Annotated in this window: 20 protein-coding genes; 9 read left to right on the top strand and 11 right to left on the bottom strand. The window is 48.0% G+C overall.

What is annotated here, in order from left to right; translation table 11 throughout:
• Nucleotide 1: 1 nt before the first annotated feature.
• The 7 genes from KAI37_RS01795 to KAI37_RS01765 form a co-directional block, all read right to left on the bottom strand.
• The gene (locus KAI37_RS01795) at nucleotides 2–1,540 is read right to left on the bottom strand and encodes a DUF4127 family protein (protein ID WP_220030614.1); all 1,539 of its coding nucleotides are present in this window, start codon (nucleotides 1,538–1,540) and stop codon (nucleotides 2–4) included.
• 100 nt (nucleotides 1,541–1,640) lie between these two features.
• On the bottom strand, nucleotides 1,641–3,467 hold the full coding sequence (locus KAI37_RS01790; RefSeq protein WP_076293881.1) for a protein O-GlcNAcase: 1,827 nt from the start codon (nucleotides 3,465–3,467) through the stop codon (nucleotides 1,641–1,643).
• 50 nt (nucleotides 3,468–3,517) lie between these two features.
• Nucleotides 3,518–4,408, bottom strand: coding sequence for a carbohydrate ABC transporter permease (locus tag KAI37_RS01785; RefSeq protein ID WP_076293880.1), 891 nt, complete (start codon nucleotides 4,406–4,408; stop codon nucleotides 3,518–3,520).
• Entirely contained in the window at nucleotides 4,408–5,289 is an 882-nt protein-coding gene (locus KAI37_RS01780; protein ID WP_071639225.1) for a carbohydrate ABC transporter permease, read from the bottom strand. The genes KAI37_RS01785 and KAI37_RS01780 overlap by 1 nt, the downstream gene beginning before the upstream one ends.
• A gap of 63 nt (nucleotides 5,290–5,352) precedes the next feature.
• Nucleotides 5,353–6,627, bottom strand: coding sequence for an ABC transporter substrate-binding protein (locus tag KAI37_RS01775; protein WP_025721754.1), 1,275 nt, complete (start codon nucleotides 6,625–6,627; stop codon nucleotides 5,353–5,355).
• Between the two features lie 183 nt (nucleotides 6,628–6,810).
• Nucleotides 6,811–7,377, bottom strand: coding sequence for a DUF420 domain-containing protein (locus KAI37_RS01770; protein ID WP_420538170.1), 567 nt, complete (start codon nucleotides 7,375–7,377; stop codon nucleotides 6,811–6,813).
• 290 nt (nucleotides 7,378–7,667) lie between these two features.
• Nucleotides 7,668–7,943 carry a GNAT family N-acetyltransferase gene (locus KAI37_RS01765; RefSeq protein ID WP_013308402.1) on the bottom strand — a complete coding sequence of 92 codons (276 nt, stop codon included), beginning with the start codon at nucleotides 7,941–7,943 and terminating at the stop codon, nucleotides 7,668–7,670.
• 315 nt (nucleotides 7,944–8,258) lie between these two features.
• Between KAI37_RS01765 and KAI37_RS01760 the strand changes: the two genes are divergently transcribed.
• The 3 genes from KAI37_RS01760 (at nucleotide 8,259) to KAI37_RS01750 (ending at nucleotide 10,783) form a co-directional block, all read left to right on the top strand.
• Nucleotides 8,259–9,221, top strand: a complete 963-nt coding sequence (locus KAI37_RS01760; RefSeq protein WP_220030613.1) for an ATP-dependent DNA ligase — start codon at nucleotides 8,259–8,261, stop codon at nucleotides 9,219–9,221.
• Nucleotides 9,222–9,332: 111 nt separating this feature from the next.
• The gene (locus tag KAI37_RS01755; RefSeq protein WP_023986644.1) at nucleotides 9,333–9,875 is read left to right on the top strand and encodes a MarR family winged helix-turn-helix transcriptional regulator; all 543 of its coding nucleotides are present in this window, start codon (nucleotides 9,333–9,335) and stop codon (nucleotides 9,873–9,875) included.
• Nucleotides 9,860–10,783, top strand: a complete 924-nt coding sequence (locus tag KAI37_RS01750; protein WP_071559446.1) for an alpha/beta hydrolase — start codon at nucleotides 9,860–9,862, stop codon at nucleotides 10,781–10,783. The genes KAI37_RS01755 and KAI37_RS01750 overlap by 16 nt, the downstream gene beginning before the upstream one ends.
• Before the next feature lie 60 nt (nucleotides 10,784–10,843).
• Here KAI37_RS01750 and KAI37_RS01745 read toward each other — a convergent pair whose 3' ends face one another.
• A complete protein-coding gene (locus KAI37_RS01745; RefSeq protein WP_269321404.1) occupies nucleotides 10,844–11,779 on the bottom strand; it encodes a manganese-dependent inorganic pyrophosphatase in 936 nt (311 codons plus the stop codon).
• 363 nt (nucleotides 11,780–12,142) lie between these two features.
• On the opposite strand from KAI37_RS01745, the gene KAI37_RS01740 reads away from it, so the two are divergent.
• Nucleotides 12,143–16,435, top strand: coding sequence for a S8 family serine peptidase (locus tag KAI37_RS01740; protein WP_220030612.1), 4,293 nt, complete (start codon nucleotides 12,143–12,145; stop codon nucleotides 16,433–16,435).
• Nucleotides 16,436–16,518: 83 nt separating this feature from the next.
• Here the strand turns inward: KAI37_RS01740 and KAI37_RS01735 are convergent, their stop codons facing one another.
• Together KAI37_RS01735 and KAI37_RS01730 are read right to left on the bottom strand one after the other, a co-directional pair.
• On the bottom strand, nucleotides 16,519–18,009 hold the full coding sequence (locus KAI37_RS01735) for a sensor histidine kinase (protein WP_220030611.1): 1,491 nt from the start codon (nucleotides 18,007–18,009) through the stop codon (nucleotides 16,519–16,521).
• Nucleotides 18,006–18,692, bottom strand: a complete 687-nt coding sequence (locus tag KAI37_RS01730; RefSeq protein ID WP_220030610.1) for a response regulator transcription factor — start codon at nucleotides 18,690–18,692, stop codon at nucleotides 18,006–18,008. The genes KAI37_RS01735 and KAI37_RS01730 overlap by 4 nt, the downstream gene beginning before the upstream one ends.
• A 288-nt stretch (nucleotides 18,693–18,980) precedes the next feature.
• On the opposite strand from KAI37_RS01730, the gene KAI37_RS01725 reads away from it, so the two are divergent.
• The 5 genes from KAI37_RS01725 (at nucleotide 18,981) to KAI37_RS01705 (ending at nucleotide 24,723) form a co-directional block, all read left to right on the top strand.
• Nucleotides 18,981–21,338, top strand: a complete 2,358-nt coding sequence (locus KAI37_RS01725) for a glycosyltransferase family 39 protein (RefSeq protein ID WP_220030609.1) — start codon at nucleotides 18,981–18,983, stop codon at nucleotides 21,336–21,338.
• 17 nt (nucleotides 21,339–21,355) lie between these two features.
• Entirely contained in the window at nucleotides 21,356–22,447 is a 1,092-nt protein-coding gene (locus KAI37_RS01720; RefSeq protein ID WP_220030608.1) for a glycosyltransferase family 2 protein, read from the top strand.
• 3 nt (nucleotides 22,448–22,450) lie between these two features.
• The gene (locus KAI37_RS01715) at nucleotides 22,451–22,873 is read left to right on the top strand and encodes a GtrA family protein (RefSeq protein WP_220026757.1); all 423 of its coding nucleotides are present in this window, start codon (nucleotides 22,451–22,453) and stop codon (nucleotides 22,871–22,873) included.
• Nucleotides 22,870–23,751 carry a UTP--glucose-1-phosphate uridylyltransferase GalU gene (gene galU / locus KAI37_RS01710; RefSeq protein WP_071559450.1) on the top strand — a complete coding sequence of 294 codons (882 nt, stop codon included), beginning with the start codon at nucleotides 22,870–22,872 and terminating at the stop codon, nucleotides 23,749–23,751. Before KAI37_RS01715 ends, galU begins: the two co-directional genes overlap by 4 nt.
• 144 nt (nucleotides 23,752–23,895) lie before the next feature.
• Nucleotides 23,896–24,723 carry a class I SAM-dependent methyltransferase gene (locus tag KAI37_RS01705; RefSeq protein WP_220030607.1) on the top strand — a complete coding sequence of 276 codons (828 nt, stop codon included), beginning with the start codon at nucleotides 23,896–23,898 and terminating at the stop codon, nucleotides 24,721–24,723.
• 167 nt (nucleotides 24,724–24,890) lie between these two features.
• Here KAI37_RS01705 and KAI37_RS01700 read toward each other — a convergent pair whose 3' ends face one another.
• Nucleotides 24,891–25,637, bottom strand: coding sequence for a glycerophosphodiester phosphodiesterase (locus KAI37_RS01700; RefSeq protein WP_069080765.1), 747 nt, complete (start codon nucleotides 25,635–25,637; stop codon nucleotides 24,891–24,893).
• Nucleotides 25,638–25,705: the final 68 nt, after the last annotated feature.

The following is a 25,705-nucleotide window of genomic DNA, read 5'->3' as shown; positions in this document are numbered from 1 at the left end:
ATCACCCTCTCTTCTCGGCATGATGCCGTACGGTTAATCCGACTTCAAAGGTGCGGTTCCACGGCATGTAGCAATCTATAATTTCCACGCAGCCTTCCGGCCCGTTCACATATTCATTGAGTGCCTGCTCCAGCCGTCCGCGAATAACCGCAGCTACCGAGCCTCTCGGTCCATCGAGCATAAACTTGGTAAAACCCATCTGCTCCACAATTCCGTTATTCATAGCCGTACGTACCACAGCGCAATAACAGGCATCCTCGGCGTAGCGCAGCGACAGAAAATCCAAATGTTCCTCCGTAGAGCCATAGTGGGTATACAGCATGGACTGAGCAATGACGGTGCCCAGCGTGTTAGAACTGGTATTCCAGCCTGCATAACCTGCCAGCTTAAAAAGCAGTCCTTTTTGCTTTAATAGTCTAAGTAGCTTGAGATCTGCGCCGTTGGCGTAGCCCACATCAGCAACTGCAACATTTTGACCTGCATATTGCAGCATATAAGAGCCGTACTCAACCAGCTCTACTACATTCCGTTGTACATCATATCCGGTCATTGCACGCTGCTGGGATGAAGCCTCTGCCATCGTGTCACCGGGTGTGTTAGCCAACAAAATCAAATCAGCCTCCGTTGCTGAGGAAGCTATCAGCCCACCTGCCGCCATAATCTGATATTTTAAGGTTTCGTAAAAATAGCGATCTTCAAAAAGCGGAACTACGAATGCCCCCTGCAAAGCAGACAATCGGGGATATACCAGTGGGACTACATTATTCATCTTGTTAACCCAACGAGCCAGCAACGTACAACCCACTTCATCTGCCCCCGGGTACATGTATACATTCAAATCCAGCCCAAGCTCAGAAATACGACTTCTTAGCCGCTGCTGATCCTTGGCGGTATAGCCGTAGGGAGCCGAATCATCCTGTGGGATAATCATAAAATCAATGATACCTTCTGCTACGAGATCCAGTGCAACTTCATTAGCCTCCAAATTCACATGGCGACGCCCCAGGTAATCATCCAGTATTTCCATTGGCAAACGCTCGTTAATATCAGCTAATTCGAGCAACTCTTCTGTGGTAGCGATCCCCAGCTCCTGACGATGCTCAATGAAGCCCTTTCGGAATATCTCACGCCCCCAATCGGCATAGTAATTCGGTTCTTCATCAGCCAAAGAGTATTGTGGACAACGCATAATAAGTTGAAATGCATAGAGAGTCAGTTGCGGATATAATTGCTTTAGCCTGCGAAGCCGATTCACTCTATCTCTGACCTGCTCGCTCGACATACCGTGTAGTCGAGAAGGGACGATTCCTCCGTACAGTAACGTATCCATCGCTACAATGGCTCCATCAGCAGTAGCCGCGCGTTCTTCGAGCCATGCCCATAGTCTGGTCGTATCTCCAGGTGTTTTCTTTTGTCCCATCCATTCTAATGGGGGTCGCTCCATTTCCAAGTCGGTGCCCTGTGCCAGTAAATAAGGAAATTGATAATTACAGGGCCGCTCATCCAGCGGTATAAAAAGTAATCGGGTGTTTGACTTCACCGTACGTTCCACCTCTCCTGAAAATTACCGTTATCCTAACGGCAAATGATTATTTTCAGGGCAGCTATGCTGCCTTGGTTTCTTAATCCATCGCAAATACTCACAAGATCAGTCGATATTTGCCTTGTTCGTCCTGATCGACATAACCCCACTGCGCGGCAGCACGGATCGCCGGATTGCTACCCAGCCGAGCCTCCGCTTCTAAGCAAGCAGTGATACCGCGTCGCAGTTCTCCTGCGATTTCGTCCGTCAGAGGCGACGGCTCTTGCCCGTCAACTGCTTCGCTCGGCATGCTGCTTCCCCTTGAATGTGCATCGTCCTGTCGCTCGCCACTGAGCGCAGCTTGGCGCAGCACATGCCACAGGCCTGCGTCCAGCTCGGCACGTTCCAGCCACGGCGCGGCCTGGGACACGAAACCTGCCGCCGGATCATCGGCAGGCACGTTCCGTAGGACGCTCACCGCCTGAAGCAGCCGCTCAAAGTATATATCCAGCGCAGGGATATCGCGCATTTGCAAAGCAAGATCCACGTCCTCATACGCGCTGCCGCCCAGTCGGCTGTTCCTGTTTTGACGACAGAAAAACATCAGTTCATTCGCACGCTCTCCCGCTAACTCTCGCGCAGCCCATTCCCAAGATAGCTCAGGCATATACCGTTCACTGTTCCACATATAGTGGGACATCGTAATGAGCGTCACTTTGGAGCATTCCCACTGATTCATCGGGTTGGCCACCATACCGGTATGTCCGCAGTCTGGTAGCCCGGAATACCGTCCGCGCAGCGGATCAAGGAATAACCGATCATGGTCACAATCATTCACCGGGATGTTATCCCACAGCCACAGCTCATGCCCGAAGAATGCATGATTATCGGCGGCGTGCTCTCGACTAATCTGTGGGGCAAAAACAAAGTACCCCGTCCAGAACACCTTAATCTCCGGATGCAGCCGCTCACGGAAATCCTTTTTGTATTCGGTATCCCAATACGACCAATATTCCGAGGGACAGACTGTCAGTGTAAACTCAGGCAGCCGTTCAGCCAGCCATGTGTGAACCTTGTTCGTCAAAAAGACATGAGCGTGACCCGACCGGCCCAGCAAATGTCGATTTTCCCCTTTTAGTACATAATCAATATCATCCATTAATACAGAAAAATGACGTACGCCAATCGCAATCACGGCCGCCAGCTTTTCCGTCAATTTAAGGAAATCTTCATCGCTGCCAAAGCTTAGGTCGTTCCCTGGACTGATACAATAATGAAAATCAATCTCATGCCGTTCGCAGGCTTCCTTCAATTCGCGGATCTGGGCAAACGTATCCTCAGGGTACGGCTCTCTCCATAGCTCACGATGATATGGATCATCCTTGGGGGCATACATGAACGTGTTCATCCGATGCGCAGCCATAAAACGGACGGCATCCAGCCGATCCGCGAAACTCCACGGTTTCCCATAGAAGCCTTCAATAATTCCTCTGACCGGAAAGGAAGGCTCATCCCGAATAGACATCACTGGCAGAGTACATCGCTCCTGTTCCACCTGAAGCAGGGGATGCAGGGCATCCATGCCGTATTTGAGCCCTCTTTTATTGGAAGCATGGATTTCAATCCGCCCGTCCTTCTGAATGTCCAACCGATATCCGTCTGCAGCAAGCGTTCCGTCATATTCGAGCACCAACTGCACGCTTCCCCGTGTTTCAGTCGGTACACCCGGTCCTGGAGGCACAATGAGCTTGATCGGTCCCTCTGGGTCCAGCACACCTTCATATTCCTGATTCATTGCAAAGCGAGAGGACAGTTCACAGATCAGACGCGGTTCGGAGATAACCAGCCATTCCCCGCTGTCATACACATCACGAAAATAATATTGAATCTCCTGCGGTGTTAGCCCTACATCTAAATGAGACCCCATTCCTTTGGACAATTTCATCGCAATCGTCTCCTTCCATTCACAGGCTCTTCGTAGCCGTGACTACTGGCTTATCCTTTTACCGCTCCCGCCAGGCCTTCCATATAGTAGCGCTGTGTAAACAGGAACAATATAATGATCGGCAGTACCGAAATCATTGTGCCTGCAGCGATCCAGCCGAAGTTATAGGCAAATTGACCGTTGAGATACGTGAGCGCAGCTGCCAGCGGATATAGCTCCGTATCATTCAAAATAACGATAGGCCATAGAAAGCTGTTCCAGAACGACATCGCCTCCAACAGAGAAATTACAGCGAGCGCCGGCTTGACCAGCGGAAGCACCAGCTGCCACCAAATTCGAAACTCCGAAGCGCCGTCCATTTTACCGGAATCACGCACATCGGTGGGAATATGAATAAACGTCTGTCGCATTAGAAAAATGTTGAACACGGAGACTGCCCCGGGCAACACCACACCCAAATATGTATTGCCCAGATGGAGCCCTTGAATGGTCAGATAATGCACAATAAATGCGGTGTAGGAAGGAATAATCATCGTGGCAATCAGCAGCGTAAATACCAGATTTTTACCCTTAAAACGAAATACAGCCAAGGGATATCCCGTCAGACTGGCGAGTACCACATTGAGCACAACGCCTAACACCGTAATGATGACCGTATTCAGCATATACTTTGGAAAATTCATGAACTGCCACACCTGAACATAGTTGTCGAAATCAATAAAGGTCGGAAAAATAGCGGGCGGCGTTGAAAAAATGTTACGACCTGGCATGAGGGATACGCTGAGCAGCCATAGGAACGGTCCCATTAAAAAGAGGGCGAGTAGCACTAGAAGCACGTAGATGACCGTCATTCTCAGCATTCGAGCAAGACTGCGCATGATGCGGCTGCTTTCCTTTTTAGGAAGAGATGAGCGTAGCAATTTGTCATCCTTTAGATTCATCAATAGGGATTGACACCACCTTTCCTATTGAATCGGAATACGATAATACTAAGTACGGCAATCATTGCGCCGACAATTAAGCCAAGCGCTGAAGCATATCCAAAATTGAACTGCTCCATGCCCTTTTGAAAAATATACAAGCTGGATGTCAACGTGGCCGTTCCCGGTCCACCCTTGGTTAGTACATACACTTCATCAAATACACGAATAGCTGACATGAGCGATATAAGGGTACAGAACAGAACGTAGGGTCTCAGCAGTGGAAGAGTAATATGGACAATCAGACGCCATCGGCTTGCTCCGTCGACTCTAGCGGCTTCGTACAGATCTTGAGGAATATTTTGTAATCCAGCCAGATAGAGCATCATATAATACCCGAGTCCCTTCCACATTGTGATGAACATCAGTACATACAAGGCCAAGTTGCTGTCCGATAACCAGTGTATGTCTTTGCTAATCAAGCCGACCTGCATGAGCAAGTAGTTCACTACGCTGTTATTGCCCAACAGCCAGCTCCAAATTAAGGCTACCGCTACCATCGAAGTTACAACAGGGATGTAGTAGGTCGTACGAAATATTTTAATTCCCGGGATACGGCTATTCACAAGCACGGCCATCAGGATGGAGAAAATTTGGAGAAAGGGGACAATGAGCACGTACAACAATGAGTTCCAAATTGAAATAAGAAAGTTACGGTCCTTAAACGCCGCTTCAAAATTATCCAAGCCGACAAAATGGGTATCTGATATGACAGAGTAGTCTGTCAATGCCAGCGGGATGCTGTAAATAATAGGCCAAAATACAAAGACGGCAAGCAATAACAGTCCTGGCGTCATAAAGGCCCAGGCCGTAAAGGACTCCGACCTTAACCATTTGATCATGCTGCATCACCACCTGATTTTGATAAATGAACAGGGGAGTATTCATTTACTCCCCTGTCAAACCTATTGCTTTAAAATATCGTTCACTTCCTGCTCCAGGGCAGTAAGCGTCTGCTTCGTATCCGTGCCGTTCAATACAATATTTTGCAAAGCTCGCGCGATGGCACTGTTCACATCTTTGGCATTAGGCACACCGACCATATAATCTGTCGCCTTATCCAAGCTTTGCGCGGATACTACCTTGGCTTGTGCTTCTAATGATTTGTCAGACTGAGTAAAATATGGATCTTTAATGGAGTCTTTCGTGGAAGGTAGTGTATTCGCCGCTTTAGAAAAAGCTGTTTGACTCTCTGCGTTTGTCAAGAAAACAGCAAATTTCACTGCTTCGTCCACATGTGCAGACTTAGCAGGTACAACCAGGTCCATGGAGTTGGAGAGCCGCACATCAGCTTTACCGGTTGGGACAGGAACAGCAATTGTGTTCTTATAAACATCCGGCGCTGCCGTTTTGATAAAATTGATGAACGTTGGGCCTGCCAGCTCGAAAGCAACCTGCTCGCCGGCATAATATTTCACTTGTTGTGAGAAGTCAGCGTCTTCCTTGAGCACAACGCCATCTTCCATCTGTTTTTTTAGATTATCAATCATGGTGACTGCTTCTGGTGTATTGAACGCCGCTGCTGTCTTTTCTTTATTTAGAATGGGAATGCCGTCCACAGCGAAAAGTTTGGATACAAGCTGCTGCGCATAGCCTGCTTTGCCAATTTTTCTATTGATCTGACGGCCCCACTCAGACAATTCCTCCCGGGTTTTGGGCGGATGAGCAGGGTCCAATCCGGCGGCTTTGACCAGCTTTGTATTCATGTAAAGCACTTCTGTACCGGTATACCAGGGTAGCGCATAAGCTTTACCGTTAATGACTGTGGAATTATAAATACCCTCGAAATAAGCAGCTTTTTCCTCGGGCGACAAATGCTCATTCATATCAACAACAGCACCCTTGGAGCCCATTTGGCTAGCAAATTCTGTATTGAGATTGACTACATCCGGACTGCTGTTGCTAGCGATACTTGTCAACAGCTTGTTGGTTACTGCGTCATAGGGGTAATCCTTCCAGTCAATTTTGACATTGGGGTTCTTCTGCTCATAATCGGCAATCACCCGATTGAAATACGGGGTAAATGTAGGTTGTAGTGCAATGGTCCAAAATTGCAGTGTTACTTTCCCTCCGTCAACCTTTTCCGACTTTGATCCTCCACCACCGCAGCTGCTCAGCAGTACAACCAGCGCCAGCATAGATACAAGCAACCGTAACCTGCCTTTCGCTTTCTTTGTCACATGGTGACCCCCTTGTTCTTAGTTGATTAAGGCAAATTATAGCAGAAATACCGCTAAAGAAGGAACGTTTTTTCAATAAAATAAATTTAGAAGGAATAATTTTTCTTTTATTGGATACAAAAAAGACGCCTCTTCAGCAGAGACGCCATTTTCTTAAATCAACCCGCAAAGGGTTCACAACTATTAATAGTATGGGGCCATGAAAACGTACACCAGTACCCCGGTCAAGCTCACATATAGCCAAATTGGCATCGTCCAGCGCGCAATCTTACGATGTTTTGCTACCTGCATCGTCCATCCCCATACAACCGTGAACAGTGCCAGCGGGACAATAATCGCAGCCAGTATGCTATGCGAAATCAACAGCGTAAAGTAGATCGGCCGAAGGATACCCACACCACCATATTTTGCAGTTTCCGGCGAAATGTAGTGAAAGGTCAGATAGGAAAATAAAAATAAAACGGTACTGGCGAAGGCCAGCAAAACAAAGGTTTTATGAACCTTAATGTTCTTTTTGAAAATAGCAACCAGTGCAGCCACCAGGAAAATAAATGTGAAGCTGTTAAAAATCGCATTCAGCCTTGGGAAAATAGTGAGATCAAAACTCACACTACCCTGGTATCCGATCGGCGAAAAGAACAGCAGCAAAATAATCACGTTGGCTATAATGGAAACGGTGATAATCAAGGCTGTAAAATTACGATTGCTCGTTGGAACGTACTGCTTGTCCTCACTCGCTTTATTCATCATGAGCGTCTCCTTCGTTAAATTCAGGTTTTCGTTACTGTTGTAGTCATAACCATAATATATTATATAGAACTCATAGACAGCCTGTGAAGTGACAACAGTATGAACAATTTCACAGCCATCTGTCAGAAAATATGCTTCAACATTTAAAAATAGCCCTTTACTTCCCTATATCAACGGTAGAATGCATTGATTTTACAAGCTTTATGCACACAAAAAAACACCGGGAAGGTCTGATTACCCGCTCCGGTGTTGTGTCGGTTATGCATTTAAGCAGCCTCGATGATCCATATTCATTGCTGCCATACGTCACTGTACTCCTGATGGCGCTTGAACAGCGCAAGCGCGTACGAGCAAGCAGGGATAACCTTTTTATGCTGATTCCTTGCCATGTCAACCACTCTGTCGATGAGCTCCTTGCCGATTTTTTGACCCCGTAACTGCTCGGATACAAATGTATGGTCAATGACCAATGAGTGGTCATCTATGGATTTATAGCCTACTTCTGCAACTACCTGTCCATCATCCACCATGACTACTGCATGGTCCTCCTCGCGAATTTGTCTCATGAAACCAATCTCCTTTCTGACTGAAGAAAATCCCGTTACAACTCCATGCTAACGAATTACTGCAATCACTTCATGCCGACGCTAGATATCCTTATCATTCCCCTATTTAGGAATTAGCGAAACATCACATACGAGGATTTTGCAAAAATCCCATAAGCGACTTCCAATGAACAAGATATAGATCGAAATGGTTTAGTTCGTCTATATCTTGTACTTCGGAGCGACTGGAATCGAATTTTGCAAAATCCTGATACATAAAATAAGATCTATCGTCGACACTATATTTATTCCAATTAGGGCAAGGGAGGTGCTGCGTTGCCTACAGAAATAAAACCTGTCATCCCGTTTGAGCCGGAACTGAGCGAAAAAGTACCTGTAGATCCGGGCCTTTGGCGTTACGAAATAAAATGGGACGGTACGAGAATTATGACGTATCACGACCAGGGCGGTACGCGTCTGTTCAACCGCAAGCAGCATGAACGAACGCTTTTATACCCGGAGCTTGCTCTCTTCCCCTCCTACTGTAAGGCTGATTCGGTCATATTGGACGGGGAAATGATCGCACTCGGTGCCGACGGTAAGCCATCGTTCCATGAAATTATGCGACGGGATCTGATTCGTCGGACGGATCGAATTCAGTCAGCCTATGAAGCTGTACCCGCTACTTACATGTTGTTTGATATTGTTTATCTGAACGGGGAGTGGGTTCATCTTAAACCGTTACAGGAAAGGCTTAAGCTGCTGCATCAGATCATCATACCGAATGAACGGATTCAACTGGCTCCCGCTCATCCTGATGGACAAGCTCTATTTCAGGTCATGTGCAGCCAAGGAATGGAAGGCATTGTTTGTAAAAAGCTGGATAGTCCGTACACATTGGGCGGAAAGGACGGACGATGGCTCAAGGTCAAAAATTATGGCGATATTATTGCCGTTATCGGTGGCTATACCCTAAACGGAGGCATTATCAATGCTGTGTTGCTGGGCCAATATGATAAACAAGGAATGCTGCGCTATATCGGGCATGTGGGGACGGGTAAGCTGACTCGGGAAGATTGGCGTCAGCTTACCGAGCGCCTGCTGCCACATACCATATCGGAGCGACCTTTTAACAATAAACCGGATCGGCATCAGGACGCATTTTGGGTGCAACCCATGTATACCGCCAAGGTTCAATATAGTGAGTGGCGGTGGCAAGAAGGACGTACTCTGCGTCAGCCCTCCATACAAGCCTTTGTGAATCAGGGCCTCGATCAGTGTATCGGCCCCTGGATGTGACGTTTTACAGATATATTTTTAAAAAAATGCGGAACAAAGTTTGTATAAATCATTGCAACCAGTGGTTAATTAAATTACAGTTAACTAATTAACTACATCGAGGTGGATCGCATGTTCTTTTTTTTGGACTCCGAAATTCGTCAACTGGCCTATAATCTCTTTCCAGGTGGCAATAAACCGATTGGTGTTTTGGTAGATTTATTTTCCATAACGTATGAAATACGTAAAAACATGGAAAAACGTTCGCGTGAATTTGGTCTCTCCTACGGGCAATATATCGCGCTTTGTGTACTTTCGGCGCAAAGAGATGAAATGTCGTCTCCTTCTGCTTTGGCTGAAAAGATGGGGGTAAGCCGAGCAGCTATCAGTTCTATGGTTATTTCTCTCGAACAAGAGGGTTTCATTAATAAATATGACGATCCCAATGACAAGCGGGGAGTGTTCGTGTCCCTGAACGATAAAGGAAGAAGTAAAATTCAACAGATGGACCCCTTTTTCGTAGGGCTGGCTTCACGTCTGATGTCAGACTTTAGTGAGTCGGAAATCTGTCAGTTCCAAACCTATTTGTCACGCGTACGTTCTGCGTTTGAAGATGTCAAAGGTTCGCGTCTAACCGACTCCAGAGAGGAGAGAGAAAAATGGTGCGAAGACTGAGACAAAAACTGTTCGTCAAACTTGCCCGCATATCGGCTGGCAGAATGGTAGCTGCGTCCGATTTCAAACCTTCGCGTTCTCCCAAAGTACATCGGAAAGAAAGGATCATTCCCACCTCTGTTGGTGACTCCAGGGTGATTGTATATGAACCTTCTCACCGGTCTGCTGATCCACTCCCTGTATTTGTAAATTTCCATGGCAGCGGCTTTGTAATGGGCAGCGCCGAAATGGATGATCCCTGGTGTCCGGTCATTGCTGAACGTGCGAATTGCGTCGTCGTTAATGTCGATTATCGCTTGGCCCCGGAGTATAAATTCCCTATCCCGCTACAGGAAAGCTATGATGTGGCCCAATGGTTGTACGAGCATCCTGATGTGCTCAACGTAGATCCTCAACGCATTGCGGTCGGGGGACACAGTGCAGGTGGTAATCTAGCGGCAGCGCTGTGTCTTATGGCCCGGGATCGCAAGGAATTTCCGATTGTATATCAGGTACTGGATTACCCACCATTAGATATTGCTACAGATCCCAAATTGAAGCCCCAATTCGAGAAAGCGATTCCGCCACGAGTAGCAAAAATCTTTAATGAAAGTTATCTGCACTCACCAGATGAGGCGCGGAATCCGTTAGTTTCCCCCCTTTTTGCAGAATCACTACATAATCTTCCTCCTGCTCTGATCATAACCGCAGAGTTGGACTCCTTGGCTGACGAAGCCGAGTTGTACGCTAAGCGGCTGATTGAAGCGGATGTGCCCGTGACGTATAAAAAATACATGGGTGCCGCACATGCATTTACCCATAGCGGCGATCTCGCTGTAGCTGAAAATGCCTGGCACCTGATGAGCGATCAGTTGAAATTGGCATTTGAATTCCACATCGGAGACGTTCTGGCAGAACTTAAGAAATAAAAATAAGCCTCCTGCTTCCACTGCCATTATGCAGGGGTACAGGAGGCTTATTTTTTATCCTTACAAACTGTTAAAAGCGTCAGTCAATACAGGCACAATTTGCGATTTTCGCGATACAACGCCTTTTAGAACAGCCTTGTTGTCATCCAACTGTACATTATAGGCTTTCTCAACCGCTTGTGCTTGGCTTCCCAGGGCAATACCAATGGAATCACTGTTCACAATGTCTGTTACAACGAACAGGAACAGATCGAGATTTTTGGCCTCAATGGTTTGGGATAATGCAACTTCTAGGTCAGCTTGACGCGATAGCACATCGTTGACGTCTACTGCGTTCACTTGAGCAATTTCCACTTTGCGACCATTCATCTGAAATTCTTTGGCATCCAGACTTACTAACTGTTCAATGGTGTGACCACTCAAATCAGCCCCCGCTTTAAGCAAGTCAAATCCGTAACGATCTGCATCCACACCAGCAATTTCAGCCAGTTCACGAGCAGCAGCTACGTCTTGATCCGTGCAGGTTGGGGATTTGAACAACAGGGAATCGGAAATAATCGCGGACAGCATTAGACCTGCGATTTCTTTCGGAATCGCTACACCATTTTCCTTGTAGAGCTTGTTCAAAATGGTGGCTGTGCAACCCACTGGCTCAGCGCGGAAGTATAACGGCTGGCTTGTTTCAAAGTTAGCGATCCGGTGATGGTCGATGACTTCAGTTACACGTACTTTGTCAATATCAGCGGCGCTTTGCTGGCGCTCATTATGATCGACCAAAATGACGTTGTCCGTTTCAGCAGCAACCTGCTCAACTAGACGCGGCGCGCTCACTTTGAAATAATCCAGTGCATACTGCGTTTCCCCGTTCACCTCGCCCAGACGAACCGGCTCTACGTCCGCGCCCAGTTTGGTTTTTAAGTCTGCATAAGCAATAGCTGAGCAAATGGTATCCGTATCCGGATTTTTATGCCCGAAAATCAATGTTTTTGCCAACATAATCGACTCCTTTGCCTTAGGCATTTTACATGATTGTGAAACCTCAACAATTCCAATGCAGATTATATCATTAAATCTCGCATTCTCCCATTCCCCTTCGATTGTTTTTCAAAAATAATCTAGTAAATTCATAACATTTCCATGGAATCTATATGTAATGTTGCCCTTATTTTTTCTAAAAATATAAAAAACATATAGTAATATATCCCACCAATATGGTAAGATATGCCTCAAAACTGGCAAGTTAGTCACCAGTGGTCAATTCTATTATTTTAGATATTAAGGGAGGCGTGAGAACAACGGCAGTGGCTTCAAATCCTAGTATGTAGACATATCATATTTTGATTGAAAAGAGGGAAATCTTTGAAAAAGCCGATCATTTTGCAAAAAATACCTGTCGTATCACTCGCTCTTGCCTTGACGGTAAGCTTGTCTCTGCCGTCTGTCAGTTCTGCTGCTACCGCAGATCTGCAAATCAACTCATTTTTGGAAGCTCAGCAAGCATTGACTCTTGAGGCGGCTCCGGCCTTCATTTCGCCAGAGCTAAGCACAGATTCTTCCCGCCAGGTCAGAGTTATCGTACAGCTTGATGGTGAGCCCCTAGCCGTGGACAAATATGCGGCACGTTCAGGCGTACAAGCTTTCACAGCTCAATCTGAGCAAAAAGCGGAATCCGCGATTGCCACCGAGCAAACTACGTTCGTGGACCAAGCCGCTGAGCATGGCATTTCTCTTCAGGTGAATTACCAGTACAACACGGTGCTTAACGGCTTGGAGGTCACACTACCAGCCAATAAGATTCCAGAACTGGCTAAACTGCCAGGTGTAAAATCCATTCATGAAAACAAAACGTATTATTCCATCCCCGTACAGGACCCGCCAACACTTACAGCCAGTGAAGCCACTTATGATAACGCACCGCTGGACCAGATTGGTGTTCCTGAAGCCTGGGCCAAAGGACTGAATGGCGAGGGAATCAAGGTCGGGGTTATTGATACCGGTATCGATTATGAGCATCCGGATTTGAAAGAAGCCTATAAAGGCGGATATGACTCTTTTGAACAAGACAACGACCCTTACGAGGAACCGTTCCTTGAAAAAGAAAATGACCCATACGGCACAGGTTTTAGCGGAACGACACATGGTACTCACGTCTCCGGCACGATTGCCGGTAAAGCCGCAAATAAATCCTCGGATATTGTGCAAAAGGGTATTGCCTATAAATCGGACTTATACGTGTATAAAGTGCTTGGACGCAATACCAAGACAGGTCGCTCCTCCGGTTCCTCCGCACAGGTCATTGATGGCATTGAACGCGCTGTCAAAGATGGTATGAACGTCATTAACCTGTCGCTGGGCTCGGATTCCGAAAAGGACCCGAACTCCCCAGATTCCATTGCTATTAATAATGCTGTACTTTCCGGCGTAGTCGCGGTCATAGCGAATGGTAATGCGGCACAGGAAGGCCCCTATTTTTATTCCATGGGTTCTCCCGCAACATCACAGCTGGCGATTTCCGTCGGTGCAGCTACTTCGCCGAGCAAAAGCTTCTCGGGTACAGCTTCGGTCACCCGTGACACCTATTGGGAGGCTAACGGTGAATTGAAAAAGACCGTAACTAATGATGCTTATGCACATTATGATTTTAATTTGATGGGCTGGGAGACAGGCAGAGAAGACTTTGCCTCCATTTTGGGAACTGCCCCTTATGAGCTCGTATATGCGAATCTGGGACAACCTGATGATTTTGAAGGGAAAGACGTAGCAGGAAAAATCGTCCTCGTTTCACGCGGCAACTTGGCATTCGTGGATAAAATCGCAAATGCGAAAAAAAACGGTGCGAAGGCTGTTATCGTTTTTAATGGGAATACGAAAGCGGGCGACATCACCAAAGCTGATTTAGGGGAAAGTATTTCAGGTCGCGATGACTACGTAAATTCCAATTTGGGTGACAGCTTTGACTTTATTCCCACCTTTGACATGAAAGGTAAGGAAGGTCGTGCGCTGGCTAAACAAATCGTAGACAACGCGGGAGAGAAGTTCTCCGTTTCCTTTGGAGCAGATTATATTCGTACAGATAATGCAGGCAATACGATGGCCGGATTTAGCTCCCGCGGACCGAACGGAGATGAACTGCTTAGCATCAAACCAGACGTGAGCGCACCGGGGGTTGGCATTTTGTCAACCTACCCTGCCTTCGGCAAGTTCTATCCAGATGCATCTTATGAGCAAGCTTACAGTCGTAGCAACGGTACAAGTATGGCATCTCCGCATGTGGCTGGACTTGCTGTGCTGCTGAAGCAGCAGCATCCAAACTGGACACCGTTTGATATCCGTGCTGCTCTGGCAAACACTTCGGTTATACTCTTCGATGAGGATAAAATCCAATATGATGTGTATTCCCAAGGTGCAGGCCTAGTAAACATCGCTAATGCGATTCAGACTCCCGCCCTGCTGGAAACTGTTGAAAAGATAACGATTCTCGACAAGAACTTTAATCGGCAGGAGGTTGTGAATTACAATCCTTCCGCCAGCTTCGGGGTGTTACGACCTGGTAGTGATGCGAAGCAGATTCAGCTTCAACTCAAAAACCTGTCCACTAACTCTGTACAGTATGAGGCGAGCTATATTTTACATGATATTGTAACCTCAGATCCCAAGAAGCCAATCGCCACGCCAGATGTAAGCAACCTTTCCGTTCAGTTGCAAGGTGTCGGCGCGAATGGAGCAATCTCGGCAGAACCGGGTAAATCGCAACCGTTCTTCCTGTCTGTACAACCAAATTCGGGCGCAGCCACAGGTGTATATGAAGGGGAAGTTATTCTGAAAAGCGCAGGACTGCCAACGCTTCATCTGCCGTTCGTCGTTCATGTCGGCAAAGAAAATCCTACAACTGGCTTCGGCTTGCAGGACTTGAGTGTCACCAACCCGATTATTTATCCGAGTCGTACAGGTGCTCAGCGCTCAACAGATTTGGCATTCCGCCTGACTACGGATAAAACGAACCTGATCGCGCTCTATGTGTACGGCGTAGATGACAAGTTAATCGGTCTGATCGATGGAATTACGACCTCCAAGGAACAAGGTGACAATGCACGCCTCAAACAAGGCGTCTACTCCTTTAAGGGCATTGACGGAAGTTACGCCGAATTAGATGACAATGGAAAATCTGTTCTGGATGCTAACGGTCAGCCCGTGATTCAGCATTTGAAGGACGGAGTATACAAGCTGGAAGTCAGCGCTCCGGAGTTGAATGCAAAAGGCGAAGTCGAGAGCACTACTAAAGGTCCTAAACTCTTCACCGCCACTAAAGCTATCCGTGTGGATAATAGCGCCGCATCCAGCGGTAGTGTTGGAGGCGGAGGTGGTGGAGGTGGCGGCAGAAGCAATACTACACCTTCTGCTGCAACGAACACATCCACTCCTGTCTCTACATCTGCACCTACACTTCAAAGCGTTGTGAAACAAGGGCAGGCTGTTAAAACTGTCACTACAGCCGTTGCATTGAACAATAATGTACAGTCGCTGACAGTAACCGATGCAGATTTGCAGGCTACCGTGACAGCAGCAGGTTCCAGCCCGACAGCTATTGTACTGTCGGCTACTAGCCAAGCAGGCCAAACGACGAAAGCATCGCTCACTTCCACACAACTGGTAACGCTGGGCAAGGCTGCATCAGGAAGTAGCTTGATTGTAAGCAATACAGGCTCTTCTCTGGCTTTGCCAGTATCCGCTCTGAAAAATGTTCCTGCTGGTGCAGGCATTGAAGTGATAATCAGCAGCCAGACAGAGGCGAGTGGCACTTTTACAAGTAAGCTGAAAGGCTCCAATGTGATCGGCACCCCAGTAGGATTTGAAGCTAATGTTGTCACTGGTGGCAAGAGTCAATCGCTCAAAGTTGCTCCAGGACAGTTCATTAGCAGATCCTTTACCGTACCTGGTCAAATTGATTCCAATACAGCCGGTGTACTCTATACGGCAAACGGAACTGTCTATCCCGTTCCATCCGTCTTCACCAAGCAGGCAGATGGATCTACCGTCGTCAAGGTAAGCCGTCCGGGCTTCTCGACGTATGCAGCGGCGACACGTCCCGTTAGCTTTGAAGATATTTCATCGTCGTATGCCCAATCCGAAATTCAATCGCTGGCGAACAAGTTGCTGATCAACGGCACGACCGACACGACTTTCTCACCGAAGAAGAACGTGACGCGTGCAGAATTTGCAGCCCTGGTAACCCGAGCACTCGGCCTGACACCAGGTACTGCTGCACCATTCAGTGATATTCCGGCAGGTAGCTGGTACTCCGGCGATGTAGCAGCCGCTTATGAAGCTGGATTGATTACGGGTCGTAACAGCGAGAAGTTTGATCCGAACGCTAATATTAGTCGTCAAGAAATTGCTGTCGTGCTGGGTAAAGCTATAGATCTGCTTCAAATCAAAGCAGCAGTCGATGGCCCTGCGCGTACACCGTACCATGATGCTTCATCCTTTGCAGGCTATGCCAAGGACAGTATTGAAAAAGTAAGTGCAGCAGGTATCATCAACGGAGAAGCGATTAAAGGCTCCTCCTACTTCCAGCCGAATGCACCTACAACCCGTGAGGCATCTGCCAAGGTGCTGCATGTGCTTTTACAGAAAGCTTCGCTGATTAACTAACAATAGAAAAGCCTCCCGAGCCGTGTTATAACCAAAGCTGCGGTTCGGGGGGCTATTTTTATGTTACGCCATAATCTTAAATACTATACTGTTCCCGCTAAAGGTAACGTTACTTTGAATACACTTCCCGTTCCTGGTGTACTTTCGGCCGTAATGTTCCCGCCGTGTGCTTCTACGATAGACTGTGTAATGGCCAGACCAAGGCCCGCCCCGCCTGAGCTACGTGTACGCGATTCATCTCCACGATAAAAACGCTCAAATATCCGCTCCAGCTGTTCTTTACTCATGCCTGGTCCGTTATCACGAATTTGGATATCCACCAACTTCTTACCTGCAGACAGGTTTACCTGGATCACACCTCTTTCCATATCGGTATGCTGAACAGCATTGTGAAACAGGTTGAGCACTACCTGCTTGATTTTATCCCCCTCTGCCAATACCCGTATACCTGCCGTCATATCAAAAACCACTTTACGTGTACCTGCCAGCATAAGGAGCTGCGGTTTCATTTCCAGCAGCAACGCATCTAGTGATATGTCTTCCAGCTTCAACTCCGGTGTTCGATCCAGTTTAGCCAACAATAGTAAATCAGAGACAAGTTTATTCATCCGCTTGGATTCACCATACATACTTTCTAGTGCCGACTGAAGCTGCTTCGGATTAGATGCTGCCCCACGAAGCAGCACTTCCAAGAAGCCGTGAATAGACGTGAGCGGGGTGCGCAGTTCATGGGAGGCATCCGCAATAAATCGTCTCATCTGCATCTGCAATTCCCGTTCGGCAGCAAAAGAATGCTCCAGCCGTTCCAGCATCCCGTTAAATGAAACCGCCAACCGATCCACTTCATACTGACCCTGCTCGGCGTCAAAACGCTCGTCCAGATTCCCGGCATCAATACGTTTGACCGCCTCAACCATCCTCGAAAGGGGCACCAACGTACGGCGCAGCACAGGAAGCATGAGGGCCAGACCAATCGCAAGCGCAATCAGAGACAATAAAATAAAGGTACGGAGCTGATTAATCAGCTGCTCTTGCATGGAAGTCGTGGATACGCCCATTTGAAGCATACCTGACGAACGGTCAGGCGGACCAAGCGGACGGAACACAACCAGTTGCTCATTCCCTTGAGCATCCGTGATCAATTGATAGCCATGACGCATGCGCTTGCTCTGCTGCATCGCTTGATACTGCTCAGTGGTGAGACGCGGTGGGTTAAGTCCGTTTTCACTGGACAAGCTTCGGAAGGTTCCATCTATGCCTATAGCTGCGAGCGACATATCCGGCCAAAACAGGAACGGCCCCGGTCGATTATCCCTTCGATTGTTTCCTCCCTGGGGAGTAACACCCTCACTCTGCTCTTGCGAGTCCCTAATCAATAAATCAGCAGGAATGGAGTTTAACTGCGTTCCCATAGCATCTGCACGACTCCGATACAGAAAGTCTTTCATCAGAAAATATTGTAGAAAACCAATCAATACGAGCAGCAAAGCCAAAATGAGTAACGTTCTGGCCAAAAGCTGGGACCGGAGAGATCGAAGTGCATATTTTCTCCGACTTTTCCCGCCCGCCTTCATAGCAAATCCACCCGGTAGCCCACACCGCGCAGCGTACGAATGACCCGATGCTCCTTGTCTTTGAGTTTTTCACGTAAGGAGCGAATGTACACCTCAACAATATTATCCTCGCCCCCAAAATCGTACCCCCATACCCGGTCCAGAATACGACTTTTACTCAGCACAATCCCGTGATTAAGCACCAGAAACTTCAATAGTTCATATTCGGTAGGCGACAGCTCCAGCACCTGACTCTGATAACGAATTTCCTTCCGTCGATCATCCACTTGAAAGGGGCCGTGAACCACTTCCCCCAGCAGATCGGGGAACTGATTGCGCAAGCGCGCTTCAATGCGAGCCAGCAGCTCATTAAAACTGAAGGGCTTTACGACATAATCATCCGCGCCGAGTTTTAATCCCTTTACCCGATCTTCTACGTCATCCTTGGCGGTCAGCATAATGACCGCGATGTTATCCTCCGTCTCCTTGAGACTTTGGCACACCTCAAAACCGTTCATTTCCGGCATCATCACATCCAGCACCGCTACATGCGGACGAAACTCTCTTGCCAAATCGAGCGCTTTACTCCCGTTCTCGGCGGTTCTGACTTCATATCCTTCATTAATCAGTCCAAGCTCTAAAAATTGCAAAATATGAGGCTCATCATCTGCCAGCATAATTTTAACTCCGTGTATTGGATTCATTATTAATCTTCCCTTTCATGTTGCCGCATTTTTCTCATAAAAAAGTCAGTTCATTTTTCACCTGTATCTAATATACCTGAATCCTGTCGTAAAAAAAGCACCCCTGCTCAGCTTTCAGCTAACGTTCAGGGAGCGCTCAGAACCCATTAAGGTACGTATGGGATGATAATAGCAAGCCGGTAGTTCACCGGGCCAAGATCAGAAGCGACTGGTCATTCCGCAGTCCTGAAGATAGCGGCTAGAACAACGGAATAAATACAAAGAATTTTCACAGGGAGTGGAATGAACATGATTAAGAAATGGTTTAAGACCAGGGCGGACATCCCTCTGATCATCATTATGCTGATATCCGCATTTTTGAACGGATACAACATCTGGCAAGACAAATATGTAAACACCTACTATACGACGGCCGTAGCAAGCATGCTACAGAGCTTTCACAACTTCTTTTTCGCCTCACTTGATTCTGCCGGATCGGTAACGGTAGACAAACCGCCTGTGGTGTTCTGGATTCAGACACTGAGCGCCTATATATTCGGGCTTCACGGATGGAGCGTCATCGTGCCACAGGCGCTGGCTCAGGTCGGATCAGTCTTGCTCGTTTACTTACTCGTCAAACCGAGCTTCGGTACGATGGCCGCACGATTGGCCGCCTTCGCCATGGCAACGACACCGATAGCCGTAGCGGTTAGCCGCACGAATAACATCGACGCTATGTTGGTTTTCACACTGTTGCTCGCAACATGGCTATTGTTCAAAGGCATTAGAAATAGCAAAACCGGGCTGATCCTTGCTGCTTTCGCAGTCGTAGGCATCGCCTTTAACGAAAAAATGTTGCAAGCCTATATGATCGTTCCCGCATTGGGTCTGTTCTATCTGCTAGCCTCCAAGTTTAACTGGAAGCGAAAAGCAGTAACACTGGTAGGATCAGCAGTTGTCCTCCTGATCGTATCGCTCTCCTGGGCAGTCGTAGTGGACTCCACTCCGGCAGATGAACGCCCTTATATGGGGAGTAGCGGTACGAACTCTGTGCTGAATTTGGCCTTTGGTTATAACGGCCTGTCCCGTCTGACAGGAGATCAGGGTACAGGTGGCAATCGTGGCGGTGAACGCACGGATCGGAACAATAACGCTACAACGAATAGCAGCGATACGAACACAGATCAGGCTCAGACGACTACAACATCGGACAGCACTACCACTACGGATGATTCTGGCGCCAACAACATGGCAGCAGACGGATTCGGTGCAGGTGGTCAAATGCCACCGGGTGGATTTGGCGGCAACGGACAAGGTGGTCCTGGAGACGGGCAAAATGGCCAGGGTGGTCCAGGCGGTGGACCGGGAGGAAATTCCGGTGGCGGCATGTTCGGCACTGGCGAAAAAGGACCTTTGCGGTTGTTCCAATCTTCCCTGTCAGGTCAAGCCAGCTGGCTGCTTCCATTCGCATTGATTGCTTCCATCGGTCTGCTTGCAAGCATTCGACGTCGTAATATCACACAAAAACACAAAGAGGTCATCTTCTGGCTGGCCTGGTTGATTCCCGTAGCTGCATTTTTCAGCGTAGCAGGATTCTTTCATCATTATTACCTGATTATGCTCGCGCCACCAATTGCAGCGCTCTTTGGAGCAGGATTCGTAGAATTGTGGAAGCAGTATCGTGAGCGTTCCAACTGGCTCTCCTGGCTGTTACCCGCAGCAGTTTTGGCAACCTCGGTATTTAGCTGGTTTGTTTTGCAAAATTACAACGATACGATTGGCAGCGGCTGGTCCATCGCGGTATTGATCCTAGGGATCATCGGCACAGTGCTGCTGATAGTAGCACGAATAAAATCTGAGAAGTTCACAAGATTCGCCATCATTGCAAGTGTACTCGCTATGTTTATCGGTCCTGCATACTGGGCATTGACACCGATCATCTACGGGGGGAACAGCATGATTCCACAAGCCGGACCCACTCAATTTGGCGGTGGTGGTGGCGGAATGCCAGGCGGCAATGATCGCAATAGAGGTCAGAGCGCCAATGGGCAACAAGCCGAAGGAACTCCAACTCCAACGAATAACCAGACCAATAATGCAGAGAACTCCAGTCCTGATGGAAGTACTTCAAGCACACAAACAAGTATAGACACGGAACAAAAATCTTCTATCCGTTCCAGAGGAATGGGAGGACCCAACGGTAGCCAAAGTTTAGATCAAAAAACGTTGAGCTACTTGCAAAAAAATAACACAGGTGAAACCTACCTTTTTGCAGCAAGTAATTATTCAACGGCTGCTCCTTACCTGGTCGAGGCCGGACAAAAAGTAATTATTATGAACGGTTTTGTATCTTCCGATCCCGTCTATACCGTCGATAAAATCAAGGCGCTGGTCGAAAGCGGCCAAGTGAAGTACTTCATGATTTCTGGTGGAGGTGGCGGACCGGACGGCGGTAACTCTGAAGTCACTGCATGGATCAAAGAACACGGCAAAGTGATTCCTACAGATGAATGGAAAACAACAACAGGCGAAACAAGTACAGACGTTAAAGCAACCGAGAGCGGAAGCGACACCACGAACAGCAATGCTAGCGCCCAGGATGGTCAAGGTGGCCCTGGCGGAGACGAACGTGGCGGAAGCGGTACTTTATACGAAATCACATTATAAATGAGGAGGAACTACGAATGAGTGAACCCATCCGTTATTCCATAGTTATTCCGATGTACAACGAGGAAGCCGTTATTACGGAAACCTACCGGAGGCTGAAACAAGTTATGGGCTCGATGGGGGAGCCCTACGAGCTGATCTTCGTAAATGATGGAAGTTCGGACCGCAGCGTCCAATTGATCAAGGAATTCAGTCTCAGAGATGACACCATTGTATTGATTGATTTCTCTCGCAATTTTGGTCATCAGCTAGCGATTACCGCCGGGATGGATTATGCGGTTGGGAAGGCGGTCGTCGTCATTGACGCCGACCTCCAGGACCCGCCGGAACTGATTGTTGAGATGGCTAACAAATGGAAGGAAGGCTATGAAGTGGTCTACGCCAAACGACTCAAACGCAATGGCGAGACTCGCTTCAAGAAATGGTCTGCCAGCCTCTTCTACCGTGTACTTAAAGCATCAACGGATATTAATATCCCGGTCGACACCGGGGACTTCCGCCTAATGGATCGCAAGGTCATAGAAGAATTGAAACGGTTACCGGAAAATAACCGATTCGTTCGTGGACTGGTCAGCTGGATCGGTTTCAAACAGACTGCTGTAGAATATGAGCGCGACGAACGGCTCGCAGGTGAAACCAAGTATCCGTTGAAACGAATGATCAAGCTCAGTCTGGACGGGATCACATCCTTTTCGATTAAACCGCTCAAACTGGCAGGGTATATCGGTGCACTTCTATCCATGTCCGGCTTCCTGTATCTGATATACGTACTGTTTCTCAACTTTTTCACCGACTCCTATGTGATGAAGGGCTGGTCGTCTATGATTAGCATCAGCCTGATCTTCGACGGGGTGATCCTGATCATTCTCGGTATTATGGGTGAATATGTTGGACGCATTTATGACGAAACCAAAGCACGTCCGCTTTACATTGTCCGTGAGCATCTGGGTGGACAATACGAAAACGGTCCGACGCATGCTATGAAAGTCCCTGAACCCCGTGACTCCCTGTACATGCAAGGAGCCCGTGAGAGCCTGATTTCGACAGGACGCACAGTGCGCGGCAACAGTGCAATATATACCGGACCCAAATCCGGTCATGGAGTCTAACCCATGAAAAGTCGCATGGCCCAGCTGCTTCCTATGATCCGATTTGGCATCGTAGGTCTGGTGAATACAGGGGTAGATTATATCATTTTTATGCTGCTGGCTTGGGGCGGAGTGCCGGTCATTGTAGCGCAGATCATTTCGTACAGCTGCGGCACAGCCAACAGTTATATTTTGAACAGCAAATGGACATTCAACAAACAACTATCAAACGACACAAACAAGCGTCAATTACCCAAATTCATCATCATCAACCTCATCGTATTAGGGATAACCTCCTTATTACTGCAAGTGCTTCACACTGGAACCGAGTTGCCACTTGCTTTAGGCAAGCTGATCGCGACCGCAGCCGGAATGATCATCAATTATATCGGGAGCCGATACTGGGTATTCGGTTCCCCATCCCGAAAGGAAAGTGAGTTTCTATGAGAAAAATTACAAAAGCTGTTATTCCAGCCGCCGGATTAGGAACCCGTTTTCTACCAGCTACGAAAGCTTTACCGAAAGAGATGCTTCCAATCGTAGACAAGCCAGCTATTCAATATATCGTAGAAGAAGCCATCAAGTCCGGAATTGAGAGCATCATTATCGTAACGGGGCGTAATAAAAAAGCCATCGAGGATCATTTTGACAAGTCTGTGGAGTTGGAGCAGGTACTGGAGAGCAAAGGTAAATACGATCTCCTACGTGAAGTTCAAAGCATTGGGGGCAAAGCAGTCATTCACTATATCCGTCAAAAAGAACCCCTCGGCTTGGGACACGCGGTAAGCTGCGCTCGTCAGTTCATTGGCGATGAGCCCTTTGCCGTGTTGCTGGGCGATGATATTATGAATTCCTCCATCCCGGCGATTCGTCAAATGATGGATGTTTACGAAGCGACTGGCAAGCAAGTCGTCGGCGTGCGCACAGTGGAAGAACAAGATGTGAGTAAATACGGTATTATTGACTCCACTCACCAGAACGGTCTCATTCACGAAGTCGGCGGACTTGTTGAAAAACCATCTCCGGCAGATGCCCCTTCGCGGCAGGCAGTCATTGGTCGGTATGTATTGGAGCCTTCCATTTTCTCCATATTGGAAAACCTGTCCACTGGAGCGGGCGGTGAATACCAATTGACGGATGCTCTTCATCAAGTAGCATTGCAGAACCAACTGCTCGCATTAGAACTGGAAGGCACACGTTATGATATTGGAGATAAAGCTGGATATCTGGAAGCCGTGCTCCACATGGGTATGCAACGCGAAGATTTGCGTCCAATGCTTGACTCCATGATGCGCGAGTGGGCGCTTGCTTCAATGATAAAATAGGGGGATTTCCTCCCTCCGAAATCCGACGGGTGCTGTGAAATCACGAGAGTAGATGGATGAACATGTAAAATTGTACAATATAGGAGTACAGCAGCATTTGAGTCTACACGGCCGCCCGGTCGATACTAAGGAGGAAAAGGACCTATGATACCTGAAGGAAATCTGCAAAGTAATGTGGATCGTTTCAACGGTTTTGCCGACAACTACGATCAGCACCGCCCAGAAGCACCGTCACTCGTCGTGGAAATCATCAGCCGCTATCTGGAGCGAAACGTAGAGCTAGTTGCCGATATTGGCTGCGGTACAGGACTTTCAACTTTCATATGGGAAAACGCTGCTCGGCAAATCGTCGGTATCGAGCCTAACCCGGACATGAGAGGAAAAGCGCAGCACAAGCTGGAGACAGCAGGAACGACAATGGCAGGAACCATTTCCTTCAAAAGCGGGTTCTCCAACAACCTGCCCTTTGAGGACGGAACTGTAGACGTCATCACCTGCTCTCAATCCTTTCACTGGATGGACCCCGAGAGCACGCTTCAGGAAGCGGGCAGGGTCTTGGCTCAGGGCGGCGTGTTCGCGGCCTTTGACTGTGACTGGCCTCCGGTGCTGCAATGGCAGATAGAGCAAGCTTATACAGAGCTTATCACCAAAGCGGATACCCTTTTGGAACAGGAAGCTCCAGTAGAGCAACAAGCTCATAAATGGAGCAAGGATCAGCATTTAGCTAATCTGCACCGCAGCGGACAATTCCGATATGCCCGGGAAATTGTCTTCCATAACCGTGAGCAGTGTGACGCAGCTCGTTATACAGGGCTCGCTCTCAGCCAAGGGGGTATTCAAAGTCTCTTCAAACTTGGCAATCGAGCGCTTGACATCGATATAACCCGCTTCGTGAAGCTGGTAGAGAATCATTTTCAGGGCAGAACACTAGACATCCTGTTCAGCTATCGTATGCGGCTCGGCATCAAGTAGAAAGGAATCAAGGTCATCGTGGATGATACGCTCTTCGGCTTAGGGCAAAAAAAGACTCTCCCTCGCCTCGTAAAAACGAGTGCGTACAGGAGAGCCTTTTTGCTTCAATAAATAGCCACAGTCATATCCTTGCAACCCCTTAGTCACAGTTCCGATGTGTCTTCGACTTAGGAAGAGCGAACAGCCAATAAGTGCGCCAACCGATCAGGATAGTCCGTGATGATGCCGTTCACCCCGGCCTCCAGCAGACGCTTCATTTCTTCTGGCTCATTCACCGTCCATGGGTGGTAGACGACGCCTAATGCCAAAGCCTCTGATACAGCTTCTGGCGTAACAACTTGTTTGTAGGCATGGAGTGCTGTTACTCCGAATTGGGTTGCATACTCGGATGGACGAACCATAATTTCGATATACAGCGCCCCCGTCTTGATTTCAGGAGCAAGCTGCGCACACAGCGCCAGCGATTCGTGATTGAAGCTGGATATGATTACCCGCTGTTCCAACCCAAAACGCTTCACGGCAGCAATGACCTCTTCCTCCATACCCGGATAGAGATAAATGCTGTTTTTCAACTCTAAATTAATAATTGTATTCGAGGACTGGGCTAGTTCAAGTAGCTCATCCAGCATCGGGACCCGCTCACCTCGGAATTTCTCATCAAACCAACCGCCCGCATCCAGTTTATTTAATTCCTCAAGCGTAATATCCCTTACATCCAGTGAGCAACCTGTCGTACGCTCCAGCGACTCATCGTGAATCAGCACCAGGTGCCCATCTTGGGTACGCTGCACATCCGTTTCTATACCTGTTGCTCCCAGTTCCAAGGCGTGGCGGAATGCCGCCATCGTATTCTCAGGACATACACCTGAAGCTCCGCGGTGTGCGAAATTAATCACCTTTTCGGTTACAGTCACAACATAACCCCTCCTGTCATTTCACAGGAACATTATACCTGCTCATTGTTTGGGCTGTATAAAATATT

The organism is Paenibacillus sp. S25 (assembly GCF_019454085.1).
GTDB classification, from domain to species: Bacteria; Bacillota; Bacilli; order Paenibacillales; family Paenibacillaceae; genus Paenibacillus; species Paenibacillus polymyxa_B.
Note: the sequence above shows the minus strand (reverse complement) of the source record. Positions and strands in the feature narration are given on the sequence as shown.

What these genes read in the sequence shown, in the direction of transcription:
- KAI37_RS01790 (WP_076293881.1), bottom strand. Translation starts at nt 3,467, where the DNA reads ATGAAATTGTCCAAAGGAATGGGGTCTCATTTAGATGTAGGGCTAACA.
- KAI37_RS01785 (WP_076293880.1), bottom strand. Translation starts at nt 4,408, where the DNA reads ATGAATCTAAAGGATGACAAATTGCTACGCTCATCTCTTCCTAAAAAG.
- KAI37_RS01780 (WP_071639225.1), bottom strand. Translation starts at nt 5,289, where the DNA reads ATGATCAAATGGTTAAGGTCGGAGTCCTTTACGGCCTGGGCCTTTATG.
- KAI37_RS01770 (WP_420538170.1), bottom strand. Translation starts at nt 7,377, where the DNA reads ATGATGAATAAAGCGAGTGAGGACAAGCAGTACGTTCCAACGAGCAAT.
- KAI37_RS01765 (WP_013308402.1), bottom strand. Translation starts at nt 7,943, where the DNA reads ATGAGACAAATTCGCGAGGAGGACCATGCAGTAGTCATGGTGGATGAT.
- KAI37_RS01755 (WP_023986644.1), top strand. Translation starts at nt 9,333, where the DNA reads ATGTTCTTTTTTTTGGACTCCGAAATTCGTCAACTGGCCTATAATCTC.
- KAI37_RS01750 (WP_071559446.1), top strand. Translation starts at nt 9,860, where the DNA reads ATGGTGCGAAGACTGAGACAAAAACTGTTCGTCAAACTTGCCCGCATA.
- KAI37_RS01745 (WP_269321404.1), bottom strand. Translation starts at nt 11,779, where the DNA reads ATGTTGGCAAAAACATTGATTTTCGGGCATAAAAATCCGGATACGGAT.
- KAI37_RS01735 (WP_220030611.1), bottom strand. Translation starts at nt 18,009, where the DNA reads ATGAAGGCGGGCGGGAAAAGTCGGAGAAAATATGCACTTCGATCTCTC.
- KAI37_RS01730 (WP_220030610.1), bottom strand. Translation starts at nt 18,692, where the DNA reads ATGAATCCAATACACGGAGTTAAAATTATGCTGGCAGATGATGAGCCT.
- KAI37_RS01725 (WP_220030609.1), top strand. Translation starts at nt 18,981, where the DNA reads ATGATTAAGAAATGGTTTAAGACCAGGGCGGACATCCCTCTGATCATC.
- KAI37_RS01720 (WP_220030608.1), top strand. Translation starts at nt 21,356, where the DNA reads ATGAGTGAACCCATCCGTTATTCCATAGTTATTCCGATGTACAACGAG.
- KAI37_RS01715 (WP_220026757.1), top strand. Translation starts at nt 22,451, where the DNA reads ATGAAAAGTCGCATGGCCCAGCTGCTTCCTATGATCCGATTTGGCATC.
- galU (WP_071559450.1), top strand. Translation starts at nt 22,870, where the DNA reads ATGAGAAAAATTACAAAAGCTGTTATTCCAGCCGCCGGATTAGGAACC.
- KAI37_RS01705 (WP_220030607.1), top strand. Translation starts at nt 23,896, where the DNA reads ATGATACCTGAAGGAAATCTGCAAAGTAATGTGGATCGTTTCAACGGT.